Genomic DNA, 16479 nt, shown 5'->3' with positions numbered 1-16479 from the left:
GGTGCGGGGCCGTCCTCTCAGTTGCTTTCCCGCCGGGGCCGACGGGTGGTGCGGGGTGGTTCGGTGGTGCGGCTAGTCGTTGGTGAGGTCGCGGCCGCCGGGCTCGGTGCCGTCGAAGGCGAGCCCCAGCGCGGCCACGCACCGGTCGTACTTGCGCCGCAGGTCCTCTTCGCTGTCGCCGCCGGTGCTGATGTGGGCCAGCTCGTAGCTGTAGCTGTCCTGGTCGGTCACCTCGGACAGCTTCCTGCCCTCCTCGGCGAGGACATCGACGCGTACGCCCGGGTTGTCGTGCTCGATCCGCTCGATCTCCTCGGGCGTCGGCACCTGGTGCGACACGCCGTCGGCGAACCAGCGGTAGTACCACTTGGCCGCCGTCGCGTACGGGCCTCCGCGGTGGGGGAGCGCCGGGTCCTCGTCGAAGGCGAGGCTGACCATGCAGTGGTGGTTGGGGACGCCGTCGACGTACGCGAAGAGCTCCGCGTGCGACTGGGAGTGCCGGGGGTTGATCTCCAGGAGGTTGATGGCGTCCGTGCTCGGGTCGTAGAAGTACTCGATGCTGAACGTCGCCGAGTCCATGCCGACCTGTCGGATCACCCGCTTCGACACGTCGTGCAGCCGCCGTATCACTGGCTCCGGCAGGCCGGAGGGGTACTGGTGGCGCAGGAAGCAGGAGGAGTCGGGATAGTTGATGGAGTCGAGGACGCCGTAGACGGTGACCTCGCCCCGGTGCACGTATCCCTCGACGGCCACCTGGACGCCCGATATCGCCTCCTCCGCGAGACAGACCTGGGCACCGACCCCTTCCATCTCAGGGGGCAGGTCGAGCTGCTGGAGTATGTACTCGAAGGGGCGCCCGACCCGGCTGATGCCCTCCTTGATCCGGGCACAGGCCTCCCGGAACTCGTCCTGGTCCTTGACGCTGTACGCCAGCTCGGAGGAATAGGAGAGCGCGGGCTTGAGCCACATCGGGAACCGCACCCCCTCCGGCGGCCGCGGATCGTCGGCGTCGAGATCGACCCGGCCGAAGCGCGGGTGCTCGTCGATCACCTTCTGCTGCTCCAGCCTGCTCCAGTACTTGTGCTCGCACTTGACGACCGACTCCAGGCTGGTGCTGCGGGTGCCGTAGCGGTCGCCGAGTATCGCGACCAGCGTGCTGACGGGGAAGTCCCAGTAGCCCACGATCGCGTCGATGCTTCCGTCGAACGAGTCGAGGATGCCCTGGGCCTTGTCGAGCAGATCCGGCACGGAGACCTCACCGCCCTGCAGCTCCTCGACGGTGAGCAGCGGGTGGAAGCGGTAGTGCGCCGCGTCGGGAACGCTGTTCAGGATGGGCAGATTGGCTTCGTCCAGACCGAGCACAAAGACGTTCTTGCGGGGTGCAGCCACGGATTCTCCTCCAGTCGTCGTCGGAGCGGCCGGGTACCCGCACGTCGAAAAGGCACACGTCAGGTGGGGCGCGGGAAGATCCCGACCGGCTCCGCCCGACCGGCGGACCCGGGCCCGGTCGCCGATCCTGGAGCCATGACGCCCAGCCCGCCGACGACCCGCCGGGCCCGGTTCACCGCCTGGTGGACGGGGCTGCCGCCCGCGGCGGGATCCGCGGTGATGGCCACCGGGATCATCTCCGTGGGCCTGCACCTCCTCGGCCACGAGACGCTCTCCCGCGCGGCCCTGGCGATGGCCGCGGCCGCCTGGATCGCGCTCGCCGCGGACTTCACGTTCCGCCTGACGCGCCGACGCTCGCGCTGGGCGGCGGAGGCGGACACGCCGCCCGCGCTCACCGCCGTCGCCGCCACCTGTGTGCTGGGCACCCGCCTCTCGCTGCTCGGCCGGCAGCCGCTCGCCGTGACCCTGCTGGTGATCGCCGCCGTCCTCTGGCCGGTCCTGCTGCCCGCTGTCGTACGCCATTGGGGACACCGCATGCCGGGCGCGGTCTTCCTCGTCTGCGTCGCCACCCAGGGGATCGCGGTGCTGTGCGGCACCCTGGCCCTCGCCCTGCCCGCGCGCCCGCTCTCCGGCGTCGCGCTCGGCTTCTTCTGCCTGGGCCTGGTGCTGTACGGGGCGGCCTTCGCCCGCTTCGACCTCTCCGGCCTGCGGACGGGCGCGGGCGACCAGTGGGTGGCGGGCGGCGCCCTTGCGATCTCCGCCCTCGCCGGGACGAAGCTCGTGGCCGCGCCCCTGTTCACGGGTGCCTGGCACGACGTCCTGCGCATGGTGACCCTGCTCGTCCTCGCGCTGGACCTCGCCTGGTACCTCGTCCTGCTGGTCGCCGAGGTGCGCTGGCCGCGCCCGCGCTACGACGTGCGGCGCTGGGCCACGGTCTTCCCGATGGGAATGACGGCCGTCGCCACGCTCTCGGTGAGCGCGGCGGCGGACATCCCCTGGCTGCGGGAGCCGGGCAGGGTGCTGCTGTGGATCGCGGTGGCGGCCTGGCTGTGCGCGTTCGCGGGAATGGTCAGACGGGCAGCAGACGTGCGACCAGACCGCTGAGCTGCCGCGCGTTGCGGCACTCGTGCATCTCGACGAGATCGGCGTACGCGTACGCCGCCGAGTCCCCGGTCGACCACTGCGAGCGCCCCTCCGGATTGAGCCAGTAGACCCGGCGGGCCCGCTCGGCGATGTGCCGCAGCGCGGGGAGGTTCGGATCGCTCATGTTCGTCCGGGCGTCGCCGAGGACGAAGACCGTCGAGCGCGGGCCGACCGCGTCGAGGTACCGCTCGGCGAACTCGCCCAGGGAGGTCCCGTAGTCACTGCTCCCGTGCCAGCCCGTCACGGTGGCCTGCCCGAGGATCCGGGCGCTGAGGCCACCCGGGTCGGCGGCGCCGCGCGCGACCAGCCCCGTCACCTCGTCCACGCGGTTGACGAAGGCGAACACGCGCACCTTGCTGAACTGGTCGTGCAACGCCTGGACCAGCAGCATCGTGAAGTTCGCGAAGCCCGCCACCGAGCCGGACACATCACACAGCAGGACCAGTTCGGGGCGCGCCGGACGGCGACGACGCAGCACAGGGCGCATCGGCACCCCACCCGTCGACAGCGAACCGCGCAGGGTGCGGCGCAGGTCGATGCTGCCGCGCGCGGCCCGCCTGCGACGGGCCGCAAGCCGGGTCGCGAGCCTGCGCGCCAAGGGATGCACCGCCCGGCGGAGTTCGTCCAGGTGCGCACGGCCCGCCAGGAGGAAATCGACGCGGTCGGCGGTGGTCGCCACGGCACGGCGGGCGATCTCCTCCGTGCCGCGCCGCTCGGCGACCCGGCGGCGCGCCTCGGTACGGACCCGCTCACGGAACCCCTCGATGCGGCGCCGCACCTCGTCCGCCAGGAGGCGGTCCGTGAACGCCGCCTCGCCGGTGTCCTGCCCGGTGGAGCCCGCGCGGAGGGCGGCGAGGACCCGGGTGAGCAGCGTCTCCGGACGCAGCCGGCTCAGTGTCTGGTACGACGACCAGCCGTCCGCGCCCGACGAGGAGGAGCCGTAACCGCCGAAGCCGTCCACCGCCTCACCCGCCAACTGGCCGAGGAGTGCTTGGTCGTTCGCGGCGAGCGCGGCGACGAGCCGTTCTCGCAGCGCGTCCCGTTCGGCGTCACCGCCGCCCTCGTGCACGCGGCCGCTCCCGTCGTCCGGCGCACCCACGCCCAGCGGGAAGTACAGGTCGAAAACCGGGTCGAAGACCGCGCGCTGGTCCTCCCGGTGGAGCAGCGCGGCGGCGAGCCCTTCCCTCACCCGCTCCCGGTCGGTGAGACCGAGCGCTTCCAGGGCGGCCGCGGCGTCGACGGTCTCACCGGGACCGATGCGCAGGCCATGCGAGCGGAGGGTGCCGACCAGGCCGGTGAGGCGGCCGGTGATACCGGGGACGGGCAGACGGGGCCCGCCTTCGGAGGGCGGGGCCGTCACACGGCGTCCAGGTCCAGCTTGGCGACGGCCTTCAGCACGTCGTCCTGATGCTTGAGGACCACGCCGAGGCTGTCGCGTACGACGGTCTCGTCCAGCGTGTCGGCGCCGAGCGCGAGGAGCGTACGCGCCCAGTCGATGGTCTCCGCGACCGACGGCACCTTCCGCAGGTCCATCGCGCGCAGCGCGCCGACCACCCGCACCACCGACGCGGCGAGCGCCTCGTCGAGCCCGGGCACCTTCATCCGGACGATGCGCCGCTCCAGATCCTCCTCGGGGAAGCCGATGTGGAGGAACAGACAGCGGCGGCGCAGGGCCTCGGACAGCTCGCGGCTCGCGTTGGAGGTGAGGACGACGAACGGGCGGCGCCCGGCGCGGATCGTGCCCAGCTCCGGCACCGTGACCTGGAAGTCGCTGAGGACCTCCAGGAGCAGTCCCTCGACCTCGACGTCGGCCTTGTCCGTCTCGTCGATCAGCAGGACCTTCGGCCCGTCGCCGCGGATCGCGGTGAGCAGCGGGCGCGAGAGCAGGAACTCCTCGCTGAAGATGTCGGTGCGCGTCTCGTCCCACGACTCGTCGCGGCCCGCGGTGATGCGCAGGAGCTGCTTGGCGTGGTTCCACTCGTACAGCGCGCGCGACTCGTCGACACCCTCGTAGCACTGCAGCCGTACGAGCCGGGCGTCCGCGACCTCGGCGACGGCTTTCGCCAGCTCCGTCTTGCCCACGCCGGCCGGACCCTCGACGAGCAGCGGCTTGCCGAGCCGGTCCGCGAGGAAGACGGTCGTGGCGACGGCGGGGGAGGCCAGATAGCCGGTCGTGGCCAGGCGTGCCGAGACGTCGTCGACGGATGTGAAGTACCCGGTCGTCATGGGGAGTTCTCCTGACTGCTCGGCTCGGCCGGTTCCCGCGGGGCCCGGTCCCCGTACCTGATCAGCCGCGGGCGCCCGCTCACAACAGGCGGGCGTCGTTTGCGTCGAACGTCACGTCCCCGGGAGCCGTTCCTCTCTGCTGGGTCTCATGCTGAGACCGACCTTCGTATGCTGGCGTCATGAGGCGGACTTCCTTTGCGAACTGGCCGTGCTCCATCGCCCGCACGATGGACCTGCTCGGCGACTGGTGGACACCGCTCGTCCTGCGCGAGGCGTTCTACGGCATCAAGCGCTTCGACGCCTTCCAGCGAGAGCTCGGCATCGCCCGCAACACCCTCACCGACCGGCTGCGCCGCCTCGTCGACGAGGGCCTCCTGGAGAAGCGGGCCTACCAGAGCGAGCCGATGCGTTACGACTACGTGCTCACCGAGAAGGGCCGCGACTTCTTCGGTGTCCTCGCCGCCATGAACAGCTGGGGCGACCGCTGGCTGAGCGGCGAGGAAGGCGCGCCGGTCGTGTTCCACCACGACCGCTGCGGCCATGACAGTCGCGCCGAGGTCGTCTGCGCCGACTGTGGGGAGCCGATGACGGCCGCGAACACGAGCCCGCGGCTCGGCCCCGGCTACCCGCCGCGCCTCGCCGAACGCCCGGACGTGCAGGCGCGGTTCAACCGCTGAAGACGGCGCGCGCCGCCGCGTCCGTACGACGCTGCTCGACCCTTGACGAGTGAGTCTATCTACGCAACTCTCAAGGTCAGAAGGCGCATGACTCAGAGGCGTAAGCCTCGTAGGCGACGTGGAGGGCGGTCTTCGATGGAGTGGACAGGCGCACGGTACGCGGACGGGCCGACGGTCGAGGTGAGCGGGCGGATCGCCGCGTCACCGGAACGGGTCTGGGAGCTCGTCTCCGACATCGGCCTGCTGCCGACGCTGAGTGCGGAGTTGCAGTCGGTCGCATGGCTGGACGGAGCGAGCGGCCCCGCTCTCGGCGCGCGGTTCACCGGGCGCAGCAGGCACGACTCGCTGGGGGAGTGGGAGACCACGTCGTACGTCGTGGCGTGCGAGGCGCCGCGCGAGTTCGCGTGGGCGGTGAGCGACCCCGAACACCCCAGCGCCCTGTGGAGGTTCGGCCTCGCGGCGCAGGACGACGGAGGCACGCTCCTGACGCAGTGGATGCGGCTCGGCCCCGGCCGCTCGGGACTCAGCCACGCGATCGAACGGATGCCGGAGAAGGAACAGAAGATCGTGTTCGTACGGCTGCGGGAGTTCGAGCGGAGCATGACCGCCACGGTCGACGCGATCAAGGCGCTGGCCGAGGGCACGGCCGGCGCGCCCACCGCGGAAGGGGCACGGTCCTGATGCGTACGTCGACGACGATCGAGGCGTCCGGGGCGGACTGGCGGGAGACGGTCGACTTCGTCACCGAGGCCGAGAAGCTGGGCATGGACATCTGCTGGGTGGCAGAGGCATGGGGCTCCGAAGCGCCCTCCCCGCTCGGCTACCTGGCGGCCCGCACCGAACGGCTGCTGCTCGGCTCGGCCATCATCCAGCTCGGCACCCGCAGCCCCGTCGCCATCGCCCGGGCCGCCCTCACGCTCTCGCACATCTCCGAAGGGCGGTTCCTGCTGGGTCTCGGTCCGTCGGGGCCGCAGGTGATCGAGGGGCTGCACGGCGTGCCGTTCGCGCGGCCGCTCTCCCGGATGCGGGAGACCGTGGACATCATCCGGCGGGCGGCCTCCGGCGAGAAGATCGTCCACGAGGGGCGCGAGTTCACCGTCCCGCTGCCCGGCGGCGAGGCCAGGCCCATGCGTCTGTCGCTGCGCACCGAGCACGACTTGCCGATCTACCTCGCCACCCTCTCCCCGAAGATGCTCCGCCTCACGGGAGAGGTCGCGAACGGCTGGCTCGGCACCAGTTTCGTGCCGGAGGGCGCCAAGGAGGCGTACTTCGACCATCTGGACGCGGGCCTCGCCGCGGCCGGCCGCACCCGCGCCGACCTCGACATCTGCCAGGGCGCCGAAGTGGCGTTCGCGGACGACGAGGACGCCTTGCGCGCGATGGTCGCGGGCCGCAAGAAGGAACTCGCCTTCAGCCTCGGCGGGATGGGCTCCGCCACCACCAACTTCTACAACGCCGCCTACAGCAGGCAGGGCTGGGCCGAGGTCGCCGCGGCGGTCCGCGAACGCTGGCAGGCGGGCGACCGGGACGGCGCGGCCGGCCTCGTGAGCGACGAGATGGTCCTCGCGACCACCCTGATCGGCACCGAGGACATGGTGCGCGAACGCCTGCGGGTCTGGCGCGCCGCGGGCGTCGACACGGTCCGGCTCTATCCGGAGGGCGACACGCTCGACGCGCGGCTGAGCACGCTGGGCCGGGCGATCGAGCTCGTACGGGAGGGGGAGCCTGGCTGAGCGACATAGGCAAAGTGGCTACGCTTCTGTCATAGTGCTCGTACTCAAGAGCACTAGAGAACAGAGGAACCCGCCATGGAGACCGTGGACAGTGGCGTATCGAACGAGTACGCGTCGCGCGCCGCACGTCTGTTGGGCCGCCCCTTCACCCTCGGCGACCTGACGCTGCGCAACCGCATCGCGATGGCCGCGGTGACCCGGCGCTTCTCGCCGGACGGCGTGCCCGGCGAGGACGTCGCCGCGTACTACGCGCGGCGCGCGGCCGGTGGCGCGGGTCTGATCGTCACGGAGGGCACCTATGTGCGGCGGGAGGCGGCCGCCGCGTACGACGGCGTGCCGCACTTCCACGGTGAGCGGGCCCTGGCCGGCTGGGCGGCGGTGGTCGAGCGGGTCCACGCGGCGGGCGGCCGGATCATGCCTCAGTTGTGGCACACGGGTGTGCTGCGGGTGGCCGGTGCCGGGCAGCCGCACGGCGGCCCTGCGGAAAGTCCGTCCAGCGTCCCCGCGGAGGGGCCGTCCGGCGTCGACCTCGACGGGCGTGCACACGGCAGGGCCATGACGCTCGACGACATCGACGCGGTCGTCCGCGCCTTCGCCGAGGCCGCGGCCGCCGCCGAACGCATCGGCTTCGACGGCGTCGAACTGCACGGAGCCCACGGCTACTTGATCGACAACTTCCTGTGGAGCGGCACCAACACCCGCACCGACGCCTACGGCGGTGACCCCGCGTCCCGGGCCCGGTTCGCCGCCGAGGTCGTCGCCGCCGTGCGGGCGGCGGTCTCGCCCGGCTTCCCTGTCCTGTTCCGCCTCTCGCAGTGGAAGACCGACCATTACGACGCGCGGATCGCCGAGGGGCCGCGGGAACTGGAGGCGCTCCTCGTCCCGCTGGCCGAGGCGGGAGCGGACGCCTTCCACGCCTCGACGCGGCGCTACTGGCTCCCCGAGTTCGAGGGCAGCGACCTGAACCTCGCCGGCTGGACGAAGAAGCTCACCGGCAAGCCGTCGGTCACCGTCGGCTCCGTCGGTCTCGCTCAGCAGTTCGCGGGCGCGCCGGGACGCACCCAGCGGTCCGGCGTGACCGGCATCGCCCCGCTCCTCGACCGCATGGAGCGCGACGAGTTCGATCTGGTCGCCGTCGCCCGCGCGCTCGTCGCCGATCCCGAGTGGCCGACGAAGGCTCTCACCGGGCACCTCGACGAGGCGGTGCCGTACGACGCCGCGCTGTTGAGCGCGCTGGTGTGACGCCTGACGGCAGGGGGACGGTGGTGCCGGTCCGGCGTGAAAGAGTGGGGCGCCCCGAAGATCGGGGCGTTCCCGCGCACCCCGGAAGGTGATCCACGATGAGCTGGTCGGCGACCGAGCGGTACCGGCTGGAGCCCGCGCCCGGTGGGCTCGGCCTCGTCCAGGACCTGCTCAACACCGTGTCGGCGGGGGCGCCGGGGGACGCGGGTTCGGCGGGAGCGGCGGGTTCAGCAGGATCGGCGGGATCGGCGGGATCCGGAAGGGCTGACTTCCTCGCGGACGTGGCCGACGCGCAGGCGTGGGCGGGCGAGGCGTGTGCCGAGTGGGCGGCCGTCACCGGGCGACCGGCGCCGCGCGTGATCCTGGACGTCGGCGCGCTGCCCGAGCTCCGGGCCTTCCGCGACAGCCTTCAGGAGATCGCCGCGCGGGGAACGCGGGGCGAGGCCGGGGACCCGCCACCGGTGCCGGAGCACACCGCCGCGGCGGCACTGCGGCTCGGCGAGGACGGTGTCGTACGACTCGAACCCCACGGCGACGACGGGTGGCGCCGGCTCACCGCACTTGTCCTCGCGGCGGTGTACGAGGCACAGCAGGCGGACACCGCCCGGCGGCTGAAGTCCTGCCGCAACCCCGTCTGCCGCGTGGCCTTCTACGACCGCTCCCGCAACAACAGCGGCGTCTGGCACGACGTCAAGACGTGCGGCAACGCGGCGAACCTGCGGGCCTACCGCGCCCGACAGCGAGAGCGGTAGGCCTCCCGAACAGGTTCGGAACCCGACCCGAAGAGGGTCAGGACTCGAACGGGGTCAGGATGAAGAGCGGGATCTCCCGGTCCGTCTTCTTCTGGTACTCGTCGTACGCCGGCCAGACCGCGACCGCCCGCTCCCACCACAGCCGCCGCTCCTCACCGGAGGCGACCCGCGCGCGGTAGTCCTTCTTCACCGGGCCGTCCTGCAGCTCCACATGCGGATGCGCGATCAGGTTGTGGTACCAGGACGGGTGCGCCGGGTCGCCGCCCTTCGACGCGACCACCGCGTACTCCCCGTCGAACTCGACGCGCATCAGGGGGTTCTTGCGGAGCTTGCCGCTCTTGGCGCCGACCGAGGTCAGCAGGATGACCGGCTTTCCCTGCATGGTCGTCCCGTCGGTGCCGCCGGAGCTCTCGTACAGCTGGGCCTGCTTGCTCGCCCAGTCCCATGTGCCGGGTTCGTATTCACCAGTCAGAGGCATACCGGCTTCAACGGCGCGGGACCGCCGATTGTTCCGACCCGGTCGGCGGCTACCGACTCCGTATGCGTTAAAAAGGTATCAAATCATTCAGTACGGTGGCAGCGGTTCACCACGGCATCGGGGCGGGCATGGCGGACGGATCAGGTGTGGAGGGGTACGGCGTACCCGGGGAGTACCTCGACGGCTATGCCCGCATCCTGGCCGCCGCGGCCGCGACCGGGCGCAGGCTGAACCGCGACGAGCTGGACTCGCGGCGGGTGTTGGGGGAGCGGGCGGCCGAGGCGGGGCTCGGACTGCGGACTCTGGTGGGCGCACACCTGGCTGCGGCCCGCGAGCACTGGCCCGCCGCACGGACGGTCTCCACGGACAGCGCGCTGGCCGCCGTCGAGCAGGCCGTGGACGCCTTCGCCGAGGGGTACGAACGCGCACAGCGCCTCGCGGTCCGTCAGGAGGAGGCCGCCCGGCGCGAGTTCATCGACGACCTCCTCCACGGACGCAGCGACCTGGGCCTGCTCGCCGAACGAGCCGAACGCTTCGGCCTTCGCCTCTCCTACGAACACGCGGTCGCCGTCGCCCAGGGAGCGAGCGGATACGAGGAGGGGGACGCCGTGCCCCGCGAGGTCGAGCGCGCCCTGCTCGGCCGGTTCGGCGACCGCAGCATCCTGCTCACCACCAAGGACGGCCGGCTGGTGTGCATCGCCCCCGGCGACCAGGGTGAGGTTCTCGCCTTCTTCGCCAAGCACGCGTACGCCGCCGTCGAGGGCGGCCGGGTCGTCATCGGCCGCTCGCAACCGGGCCCGGGCGGTGTCGTCCAGTCGTACGAGGAGGCACTCAACGCCCTCGACCTTGCCGAACGCCTGGAACTCGACGAGCCCGTGCTGCGCGCCGCCGATCTGCTCGTCTACCCCGTGCTGACCCGCGACCGGCAGGCCATGGCCGACCTGGTGGTCCATACGCTCGGCCCGCTGCGGCAGGCCCGCGGCGGGGCGCAGCCGCTCATCGACACGCTCGCCGCGTTCTTCGACGTGGGCTGCGTCGCGGCGGAGGCGGCCCGTCGCCTCTCCTTGAGCGTGCGCGCCCTGACGTACCGTCTGGAGCGCATACACAAGCTCACCGGCGCCAACCCGGCCGATCCCGTGCACCGCTACACCCTGCAGACCGCGGTGATCGGCGCCCGCCTGCTGGACTGGCCCGACCAGCCGTTCTGAGGCCGGTCGGGCCTTCTGGAGGGTGGCTTCGGGCTAGCCCAGCTTCGGGATCTCGATGGCGGGGCAGCGGTCCATGACCATGTCCAGGCCCGCCGCACGCGTCCTGTCGTACGCCGCCTCGTCGACCACACCGAGCTGGAACCAGACCGCCCGCGCGCCGGCGGCCACCGCGTCGTCGGCCACCTGGCCCGCCAGCGCGCTGTTGACGAACGCGTCCACCACGTCGATCCGGAACGGCACGGCGGACAGGGACGCGTATCCCTGCTCGCCGTGGACCGTCTCCGCCTTGGGATGGATCGGCACGACGCGCTTGCCGAAGCGCTGCAGGACGGCCGCGACGCCGTACGCCGCCCGGTCGCGGTTGTTGGACAGGCCCACGACGGCCCAGGTGTCGCCGAGCTCCGTCAGGATCCTGCGCACCGTCTCCTGGTCGCCGTACATATGACCTGCCTCCTCGAAACTGTCAGACGTTCACACCGAAGTCTGTCGCGATGCCGCGCAGCCCACTGGCATAACCCTGGCCGACCGCACGGAATTTCCACTCGGCGCCGTGTCGGTAGAGCTCGCCGAAGACCATGGCGGTCTCGGTGGAGGCGTCCTCCGACAGGTCGTAGCGGGCGATCTCCACGCCGTCCGCCTGGTTCACCACGCGGATGAAGGCGTTGCGGACCTGGCCGAAGCTCTGGCCGCGGTTCTCGGCGTCGTGGATCGACACCGGGAAGACGATCTTCGAGATGTCGGCGGGCACCTGCGCGAGGTTCACCTTCACGGCCTCGTCGTCGCCCTCGCCCTCACCGGTGAGGTTGTCGCCGGTGTGCTCGACCGAGCCGTCCGGGCTCGTCAGGTTGTTGTAGAAGACGAAGTGCTGGTCGGAGACGACCTTGCCGGAGTCGTCGCAGAGCAGCGCGCTGGCGTCGAGGTCGTAGTCCGTGCCGGTCGTGGTGCGCACATCCCAGCCCAGGCCGACCAGTACGGCGGTGAGGCCCGGCGCCTCCTTGCTGAGCGAGACGTTGCCGCCCTTGGCCAGGGAAACTCCCACGATGTCCTCCTACGGTCAGAGTTCTGCGATGCGGATACCGCGCGATCTGAATTTGGCGCGATATGGATTCTGGCTCCCAAAAATCTACAGGAGTGTAGAAGTGGGTGGTGCGGCGGTGCCCCGTTACGATAGGGCGCTCCCCGTCCGCCGTGGAGCGCACAGAGACTGGTGAGCACACTGAGGCTGGAGGGATTGCGGGCATGACGCATGCCGACGGGTACGGCGAGCACCCCGAGAACCCCGAGCGCGCCGAGCGGCAGCCGCGACTGCGCCGCCGTGCGCAGGGCGAACTGGAGTCGCAGGTCCTCGCCGCGCTGCACGCCGCGCGCGGACCCGTCAGCGCCGCCTGGGTGCAGGAGCGGATCGGCGGCGACCTCGCGTACACCACCGTCATGACGATCCTGACCCGCCTCCTCGCGAAGAACGCGGTCACCCGCGAGCGCGCGGGCCGGTCGTTCGCATGGCTGCCCGCGTCGGACGAGGCCGGGCTCGCCGCCTTCCGCATGCGCAAGGTGCTCGACGGCGAGAGCGACCGCGAGGCCGTGCTCGCCAGCTTCGTCACGACGCTCACGCCCGACGACGAGGAGCTGCTGCGCGGCCTGCTCGGGCAGGCGGGCGCCGAGGCCGACGACTGACGCCCGAGGGAGGTTCACTGATGGGCGTCTTCGTCTTCCTGCCTCTCGTGCTGCCGCTGACCGCGTGGCCGATCGCCCGCCTCGCCGAGCAGCACCTCCACCCGCGCACCGCGACCCGCCTGCTCACCGCCGTCGCCGGCGTGATGGCCGTGTGCAGCACGCTCTGTCTGGCGCTCCTGATGGTCGTCGGCACCGCCCAACTGCCGGGCAACCCCCTGCCGGACGGCTGGTCCGACCCCGAGGTGCGGGCGGCCGTCCCCTATGACGAGGTCGCGGGGAAGGCCGCGATCCCCGCGCTGCTCGCCGTGTGCGCGGCGTGCGCGCGCACGCTGTGGCGGCACGCGCGCGTACGACGCAGGGGGCGCCGCGCCCTCGAAGGGCTGCGCGGCGGCTCGGTCGCCGTACTCACCGACGAGGCGTCGTACGCCTACGCCCTGCCGACCCGGGCCGGCGGCCGTGTGGTGGTCACCACCGGCATGCTGTCCCGGCTCGCGTCCGCCGAGCGCCGCGCGCTGTTCGCCCACGAGCGGGCCCACCTCTCCGCACGGCACCACCGGCACCTGCTCGTCACGCAGTTGGCGGCCCGCGCGAACCCCTTCCTGCGGCCGCTGCGCACCTCCGTGGCCTACGCCGCCGAGCGCTGGGCCGACGAGGCGGCGGCCGGCGCGGTGCGCGACCGGCGGGCCGTCGCCCGTGCCATCGGCAAGGCGGCCATGGTCTCCCGGGGCGTGCCCGCGCCGACCCTCGCGGGCCTCGCGGCGCCGGGGCCGGTGCCGCGCCGCGTCGCCGCGCTCCTCGCCCCGGCGCCGTCCGCCCGCACCCGGCCTTCCGTGTTCACGGCGGTCGGGCTCGCGCTGTGGTCCGCGGCCGTCGGCACCGCCGTGTCCGCGATGTCCTCGGCGAACTCCGCCGTGACGATGGTCCTCATCCTGCGGGCGGCCACACCGCTCTGAGCTCCCGGCTCCGCGCCCCGGCGCTGCCCCTTGGCGTCGAGCGTCGACGCCGGGGGCGGACCGGCCGCAGGGGGCCGGTCCGGCAGGAGTGACTACAGGAGTGACTAGAGGTCGAACTCGTGCGGCGGCAGGTCGAGCGCGAAGCACGCCTCGCGCACCACGCCCTGCTCGTCCTTGTCGAAGTCGCCGTCGGCGCCGCCGATCACGATGCCTATCTGGATCACCGCGCGGGCCTCCGCGGGCTTCTTCTTCGCCTTGGCGACCTCCTGGAGCACGCTCACCTTGCCGAACGCGAAGTCCGCGGTGAGCTTGTCCACGTACTCGTCGAAGCGGCGGCGCAGGTCGTCCGCGGGGAAGTTCTGCAACACCTCGTTCGTACCGATGAGCTGGGCGACGCGGTGGCGCTCGGACGGGTCCACGGTGCCGTCGGCGGCCGCCACCAGGGCGCACATCGCCATGCTGGCGTCGCGGAAGGCGCCGCTCTTGAGGTCGTTCTTCTTCGCCATCAACTGGGTCTGCATCGTCGATGCGGATTCCTTGACGCGGTCCCACAGAGCCATGGGGAACTCCATAAACGTATTGATGAATCAGGGGTGTCCGGCGCGGCCCCGGTACGCTGCGCGCAAGTCCGGGCCCCCGCCAATTTCTACAGCAGAGTAGAAACTAGCAGCCGGGCCGAGAAGTTCCCGCCCAGCGGAAGGTGCGCGTGATGACTCCGACGGCACATGAGCTCCTGCGGACCACAGCCGCCCGCCTCGCCCCCGACCCGGCCGCCAACCCCCTCGTGCCGCGCATCGCCGGCGGCCGGGCGCGGGCGCGGACGGTCGCCGTCCTCGCACTGGAGCAGCGGCACGTCATCCCCGCCGACCGGCGCTCCTTCCAGCACCTGACCAGGCGGGCCGCCGAGGCCAAGGACCCCGAGTCCGCCGCCTTCTTCGACACCCTCGCCGACGGCGAGAGCCTCGCCCGGGAACGGCTCGCGCCGCTGCTCGACGCCTGCGGGGTGAGCAGGACCGAGGCGGCGGCGTACGAACCGCGGGCGGGCTGCCAGACCTACCCCGCGTACGTGGCGTGGCTCGCCCTGAACGGCGAACCGGCCGACGTCGTCCTCGCGCTCACCGTCAACTTCGCCGCCTGGGGCGCCTGTTGCGCCACCGTCGCCCGCGCGCTGCGCGACCACTACGGCTTCGGCGACGAGGCCTGCGGGTTCTTCGACTTCTTCGCGGAGCCCGCGCCGGACCTCGACCGGCAGGCACTCGCCGCGGTGCAGGCCGGTCTCGACCGGGGCCGGATCACGACGGCACACCTGCGCTACGGGCGCCTGCTGGGGCAGTACGAGGAGATGTTCTGGAGGACGCTTGCCGAGGGGGATGGGGGCGGGGACGGGGACGCGACGGCGGGCGGGCGCTGACTCGCCGCAGCCGCTGACTCACCCCGCCGTGCCGCGCGCGGGCGACCCGGCGGACATGCGCCACGCGCGCGTGCCGGGCACCGGCCCGGCCGGCCGTCGGGCGCCAGGGCCTCAGCGCAGCACGATGGCCGTGGCGGCGATCCCGTCCCGCACCACCCACTGACCTGCGAACACCTTCAGTTCGACGCCCGCCACCACGGGCCCCTCGACCAGCAGCCGCGCGGTGAACGTGCCGTCCGGCTTCAGCTCCACCCGTGCCTCCTCGAAACCGAGCCACCGCCCGGTGAGCGGGAACCACGTCTTGTAGACGGACTCCTTCGCGCTGAAGAGCAGCCGGTCCCAGGGCGTGGCCGGATAGCGGGAGCCGAGCGCGGCCAGCGCGGCACGCTCCGTCTCGTCGGCCACCAGGTTCAGGACGTCCGGATCGCGCAGCGGCTCGCCGGGCTCCGCGTCGATGCCGAGCGATATCACCTCGCCCGCGCGGGCCACGACCGCCGCGCGGTACCCGGCGCAGTGCGTCATGCTGCCGACGACGCCGGCCGGCCAGCCGGGCGCGCCCCGGTGTCCCGGCAGGATCGGCGCGGGCGGCACACCGATCCGGGCCAGCGCGGTGCGGGCGCAGTGCCGCACGGTGGTGAACTCGTTGCGCCGCTTGGCCACCGCGTTCGCGACCACCGCCTCCTCCTCCGGGAAGAGGACGGCGTCCGCCGGGTCGTCGTGGGTCTCGACGACGGTGACGGGCACGCCGGCGAGCAGGGCTGCCAAAGGGCCCGTCGGGTCCGGGACTTGGGGCACGGTTGTCGAAGGTGACGTCACAAGAGATCACGGTACCGGGGCGGCCCGCACGGGAACGCGTGCTGTGGCCTACGCCACCCGGCGCCCCTCCCGGTCGCGGCCGGCCCCCGAGGAGCGCCTACGCTGGCGTGATGCAGGACGAATACCGCACAGTGGCCCGCGAGGGCGTGCACGAGACTGAGATCAACCGCTCGCGCTTCCTGTGCGCCCTGGCACCCGCGGCCACCGAGCGGGAGGCCCAGGACTTCGTCGCCCGCGTCCGCAAGGAACACCCGACCGCCAGCCACAACTGCTTCGCGTACGTCATCGGGGCCGACGCCGCCGTGCAGAAGGCGAGCGACGACGGCGAGCCCGGCGGCACCGCGGGCGTCCCGATGCTGCAGATGCTGATGCGCCGCGACATGCGGTACGTCGCCGCGGTCGTGACACGCTACTACGGAGGGGTCAAACTCGGCGCGGGCGGACTCATCCGCGCCTACGGAGGAGCGGTCGGCGAGGCACTGGACACCCTCGGCACCGTCACCCGCCGCCGCTTCCGCCTCGCCACCGTCACCGTCGACCACCAGCGCGCGGGCAAGGTCCAGAACGATCTGCGGGCGGCGGGCCGCGAGGTGCGCGACGTCCGCTACGGCGATGCCGTCACGATCGAGATCGGCCTGCCCGACGCCGACGTGGACGCCTTCCGCGGCTGGCTGGCCGACGCCACCGCGGGCAGCGCCGTCCTGGAGCTCGGGGGAGAGGCGTACGGGGACGCCTGACAAGCCCGGCCGGCAGGAGTTACGGGAGTGGCCACCCGTGATG

At 72.3% G+C, this 16479-nt stretch carries 19 protein-coding genes; 11 read left to right on the top strand and 8 right to left on the bottom strand.

The window, feature by feature from the left end; all coding sequences use genetic code 11:
* Positions 1-72: 72 nt before the first annotated feature.
* Complete coding sequence (locus ACZ56E_RS12240; protein ID WP_471213557.1) at positions 73-1386, bottom strand: ATP-grasp domain-containing protein; 1314 nt, start codon at positions 1384-1386, stop codon at positions 73-75.
* 135 nt (positions 1387-1521) lie between these two features.
* Here ACZ56E_RS12240 and ACZ56E_RS12235 point away from each other — a divergent pair, with 135 nt between their 5' ends.
* On the top strand, positions 1522-2490 hold the full coding sequence (locus ACZ56E_RS12235; protein ID WP_471213556.1) for a tellurite resistance/C4-dicarboxylate transporter family protein: 969 nt from the start codon (positions 1522-1524) through the stop codon (positions 2488-2490).
* Here ACZ56E_RS12235 and ACZ56E_RS12230 read toward each other — a convergent pair.
* Positions 2456-3889, bottom strand: a complete 1434-nt coding sequence (locus tag ACZ56E_RS12230) for a VWA domain-containing protein (RefSeq protein WP_471213555.1) — start codon at positions 3887-3889, stop codon at positions 2456-2458. The two genes, ACZ56E_RS12235 and ACZ56E_RS12230, sit on opposite strands and share 35 nt — an antisense overlap.
* Positions 3886-4755, bottom strand: coding sequence for an AAA family ATPase (locus ACZ56E_RS12225; protein ID WP_471213553.1), 870 nt, complete (start codon positions 4753-4755; stop codon positions 3886-3888). The genes ACZ56E_RS12230 and ACZ56E_RS12225 overlap by 4 nt, the downstream gene beginning before the upstream one ends.
* 179 nt (positions 4756-4934) lie before the next feature.
* Between ACZ56E_RS12225 and ACZ56E_RS12220 the strand changes: the two genes are divergently transcribed.
* The 5 genes from ACZ56E_RS12220 to ACZ56E_RS12200 all read left to right on the top strand — a co-directional run bounded on the left by ACZ56E_RS12220 (position 4935) and on the right by ACZ56E_RS12200 (position 9159).
* Positions 4935-5432, top strand: a complete 498-nt coding sequence (locus ACZ56E_RS12220; RefSeq protein ID WP_471213551.1) for a winged helix-turn-helix transcriptional regulator — start codon at positions 4935-4937, stop codon at positions 5430-5432.
* 135 nt (positions 5433-5567) lie between these two features.
* Complete coding sequence (locus ACZ56E_RS12215) at positions 5568-6113, top strand: SRPBCC family protein (protein WP_471213549.1); 546 nt, start codon at positions 5568-5570, stop codon at positions 6111-6113.
* Positions 6113-7165 (top strand): LLM class flavin-dependent oxidoreductase, encoded by a 1053-nt coding sequence (locus ACZ56E_RS12210; protein WP_471213547.1) that lies wholly within the window; start codon positions 6113-6115, stop codon positions 7163-7165. The genes ACZ56E_RS12215 and ACZ56E_RS12210 overlap by 1 nt, the downstream gene beginning before the upstream one ends.
* Before the next feature lie 75 nt (positions 7166-7240).
* Complete coding sequence (locus ACZ56E_RS12205) at positions 7241-8407, top strand: oxidoreductase (RefSeq protein WP_471213545.1); 1167 nt, start codon at positions 7241-7243, stop codon at positions 8405-8407.
* Positions 8408-8505: 98 nt separating this feature from the next.
* The gene (locus ACZ56E_RS12200) at positions 8506-9159 is read left to right on the top strand and encodes a CGNR zinc finger domain-containing protein (RefSeq protein ID WP_471213544.1); all 654 of its coding nucleotides are present in this window, start codon (positions 8506-8508) and stop codon (positions 9157-9159) included.
* A gap of 37 nt (positions 9160-9196) precedes the next feature.
* On the opposite strand, the gene ACZ56E_RS12195 is transcribed toward ACZ56E_RS12200, so the two are convergent.
* Entirely contained in the window at positions 9197-9637 is a 441-nt protein-coding gene (locus ACZ56E_RS12195; RefSeq protein ID WP_471213542.1) for a nitroreductase family deazaflavin-dependent oxidoreductase, read from the bottom strand.
* Positions 9638-9765: 128 nt separating this feature from the next.
* Between ACZ56E_RS12195 and ACZ56E_RS12190 the strand changes: the two genes are divergently transcribed.
* Entirely contained in the window at positions 9766-10845 is a 1080-nt protein-coding gene (locus ACZ56E_RS12190) for a PucR family transcriptional regulator (RefSeq protein ID WP_471214083.1), read from the top strand.
* Between the two features lie 33 nt (positions 10846-10878).
* On the opposite strand, the gene ACZ56E_RS12185 is transcribed toward ACZ56E_RS12190, so the two are convergent.
* On the bottom strand, positions 10879-11286 hold the full coding sequence (locus ACZ56E_RS12185; protein WP_471213540.1) for a CoA-binding protein: 408 nt from the start codon (positions 11284-11286) through the stop codon (positions 10879-10881).
* A gap of 22 nt (positions 11287-11308) precedes the next feature.
* Positions 11309-11884: a TerD family protein gene (locus ACZ56E_RS12180; protein ID WP_362988564.1), complete on the bottom strand. Its 576-nt coding sequence runs from the start codon at positions 11882-11884 to the stop codon at positions 11309-11311.
* Positions 11885-12084: 200 nt separating this feature from the next.
* Here ACZ56E_RS12180 and ACZ56E_RS12175 point away from each other — a divergent pair, with 200 nt between their 5' ends.
* Positions 12085-12519, top strand: a complete 435-nt coding sequence (locus tag ACZ56E_RS12175) for a BlaI/MecI/CopY family transcriptional regulator (protein ID WP_468610729.1) — start codon at positions 12085-12087, stop codon at positions 12517-12519.
* A gap of 20 nt (positions 12520-12539) precedes the next feature.
* Positions 12540-13472, top strand: coding sequence for a M56 family metallopeptidase (locus ACZ56E_RS12170; RefSeq protein WP_468610731.1), 933 nt, complete (start codon positions 12540-12542; stop codon positions 13470-13472).
* A gap of 104 nt (positions 13473-13576) precedes the next feature.
* Here ACZ56E_RS12170 and ACZ56E_RS12165 read toward each other — a convergent pair whose 3' ends face one another.
* Positions 13577-14032 (bottom strand): tellurite resistance TerB family protein, encoded by a 456-nt coding sequence (locus tag ACZ56E_RS12165; protein WP_398306810.1) that lies wholly within the window; start codon positions 14030-14032, stop codon positions 13577-13579.
* A gap of 149 nt (positions 14033-14181) precedes the next feature.
* Between ACZ56E_RS12165 and ACZ56E_RS12160 the strand changes: the two genes are divergently transcribed.
* Positions 14182-14883 (top strand): transcriptional regulator, encoded by a 702-nt coding sequence (locus ACZ56E_RS12160; protein ID WP_471213538.1) that lies wholly within the window; start codon positions 14182-14184, stop codon positions 14881-14883.
* A 111-nt stretch (positions 14884-14994) separates the two neighbouring features.
* On the opposite strand, the gene ACZ56E_RS12155 is transcribed toward ACZ56E_RS12160, so the two are convergent.
* Positions 14995-15678, bottom strand: a complete 684-nt coding sequence (locus tag ACZ56E_RS12155; RefSeq protein ID WP_471213536.1) for a 4'-phosphopantetheinyl transferase family protein — start codon at positions 15676-15678, stop codon at positions 14995-14997.
* A 131-nt stretch (positions 15679-15809) separates the two neighbouring features.
* Here ACZ56E_RS12155 and ACZ56E_RS12150 point away from each other — a divergent pair, with 131 nt between their 5' ends.
* Entirely contained in the window at positions 15810-16436 is a 627-nt protein-coding gene (locus ACZ56E_RS12150; RefSeq protein WP_362988575.1) for a YigZ family protein, read from the top strand.
* Positions 16437-16479: the final 43 nt, after the last annotated feature.

The sequence above is a fragment of the Streptomyces sp. NPDC039480 genome (assembly GCF_055597165.1).
Note: the sequence above shows the minus strand (reverse complement) of the source record. Positions and strands in the feature narration are given on the sequence as shown.

Bases quoted from the DNA above. Each gene is read 5' to 3' on its own strand.
- ACZ56E_RS12235 (WP_471213556.1), top strand. From the start codon at position 1,522: ATGACGCCCAGCCCGCCGACGACCCGCCGGGCCCGGTTCACCGCCTGG.
- ACZ56E_RS12225 (WP_471213553.1), bottom strand. From the start codon at position 4,755: ATGACGACCGGGTACTTCACATCCGTCGACGACGTCTCGGCACGCCTG.
- ACZ56E_RS12220 (WP_471213551.1), top strand. From the start codon at position 4,935: ATGAGGCGGACTTCCTTTGCGAACTGGCCGTGCTCCATCGCCCGCACG.
- ACZ56E_RS12215 (WP_471213549.1), top strand. From the start codon at position 5,568: ATGGAGTGGACAGGCGCACGGTACGCGGACGGGCCGACGGTCGAGGTG.
- ACZ56E_RS12210 (WP_471213547.1), top strand. From the start codon at position 6,113: ATGCGTACGTCGACGACGATCGAGGCGTCCGGGGCGGACTGGCGGGAG.
- ACZ56E_RS12205 (WP_471213545.1), top strand. From the start codon at position 7,241: ATGGAGACCGTGGACAGTGGCGTATCGAACGAGTACGCGTCGCGCGCC.
- ACZ56E_RS12200 (WP_471213544.1), top strand. From the start codon at position 8,506: ATGAGCTGGTCGGCGACCGAGCGGTACCGGCTGGAGCCCGCGCCCGGT.
- ACZ56E_RS12195 (WP_471213542.1), bottom strand. From the start codon at position 9,637: ATGCCTCTGACTGGTGAATACGAACCCGGCACATGGGACTGGGCGAGC.
- ACZ56E_RS12190 (WP_471214083.1), top strand. From the start codon at position 9,766: ATGGCGGACGGATCAGGTGTGGAGGGGTACGGCGTACCCGGGGAGTAC.
- ACZ56E_RS12185 (WP_471213540.1), bottom strand. From the start codon at position 11,286: ATGTACGGCGACCAGGAGACGGTGCGCAGGATCCTGACGGAGCTCGGC.
- ACZ56E_RS12175 (WP_468610729.1), top strand. From the start codon at position 12,085: ATGACGCATGCCGACGGGTACGGCGAGCACCCCGAGAACCCCGAGCGC.
- ACZ56E_RS12170 (WP_468610731.1), top strand. From the start codon at position 12,540: ATGGGCGTCTTCGTCTTCCTGCCTCTCGTGCTGCCGCTGACCGCGTGG.
- ACZ56E_RS12165 (WP_398306810.1), bottom strand. From the start codon at position 14,032: ATGGCTCTGTGGGACCGCGTCAAGGAATCCGCATCGACGATGCAGACC.
- ACZ56E_RS12160 (WP_471213538.1), top strand. From the start codon at position 14,182: ATGACTCCGACGGCACATGAGCTCCTGCGGACCACAGCCGCCCGCCTC.
- ACZ56E_RS12150 (WP_362988575.1), top strand. From the start codon at position 15,810: ATGCAGGACGAATACCGCACAGTGGCCCGCGAGGGCGTGCACGAGACT.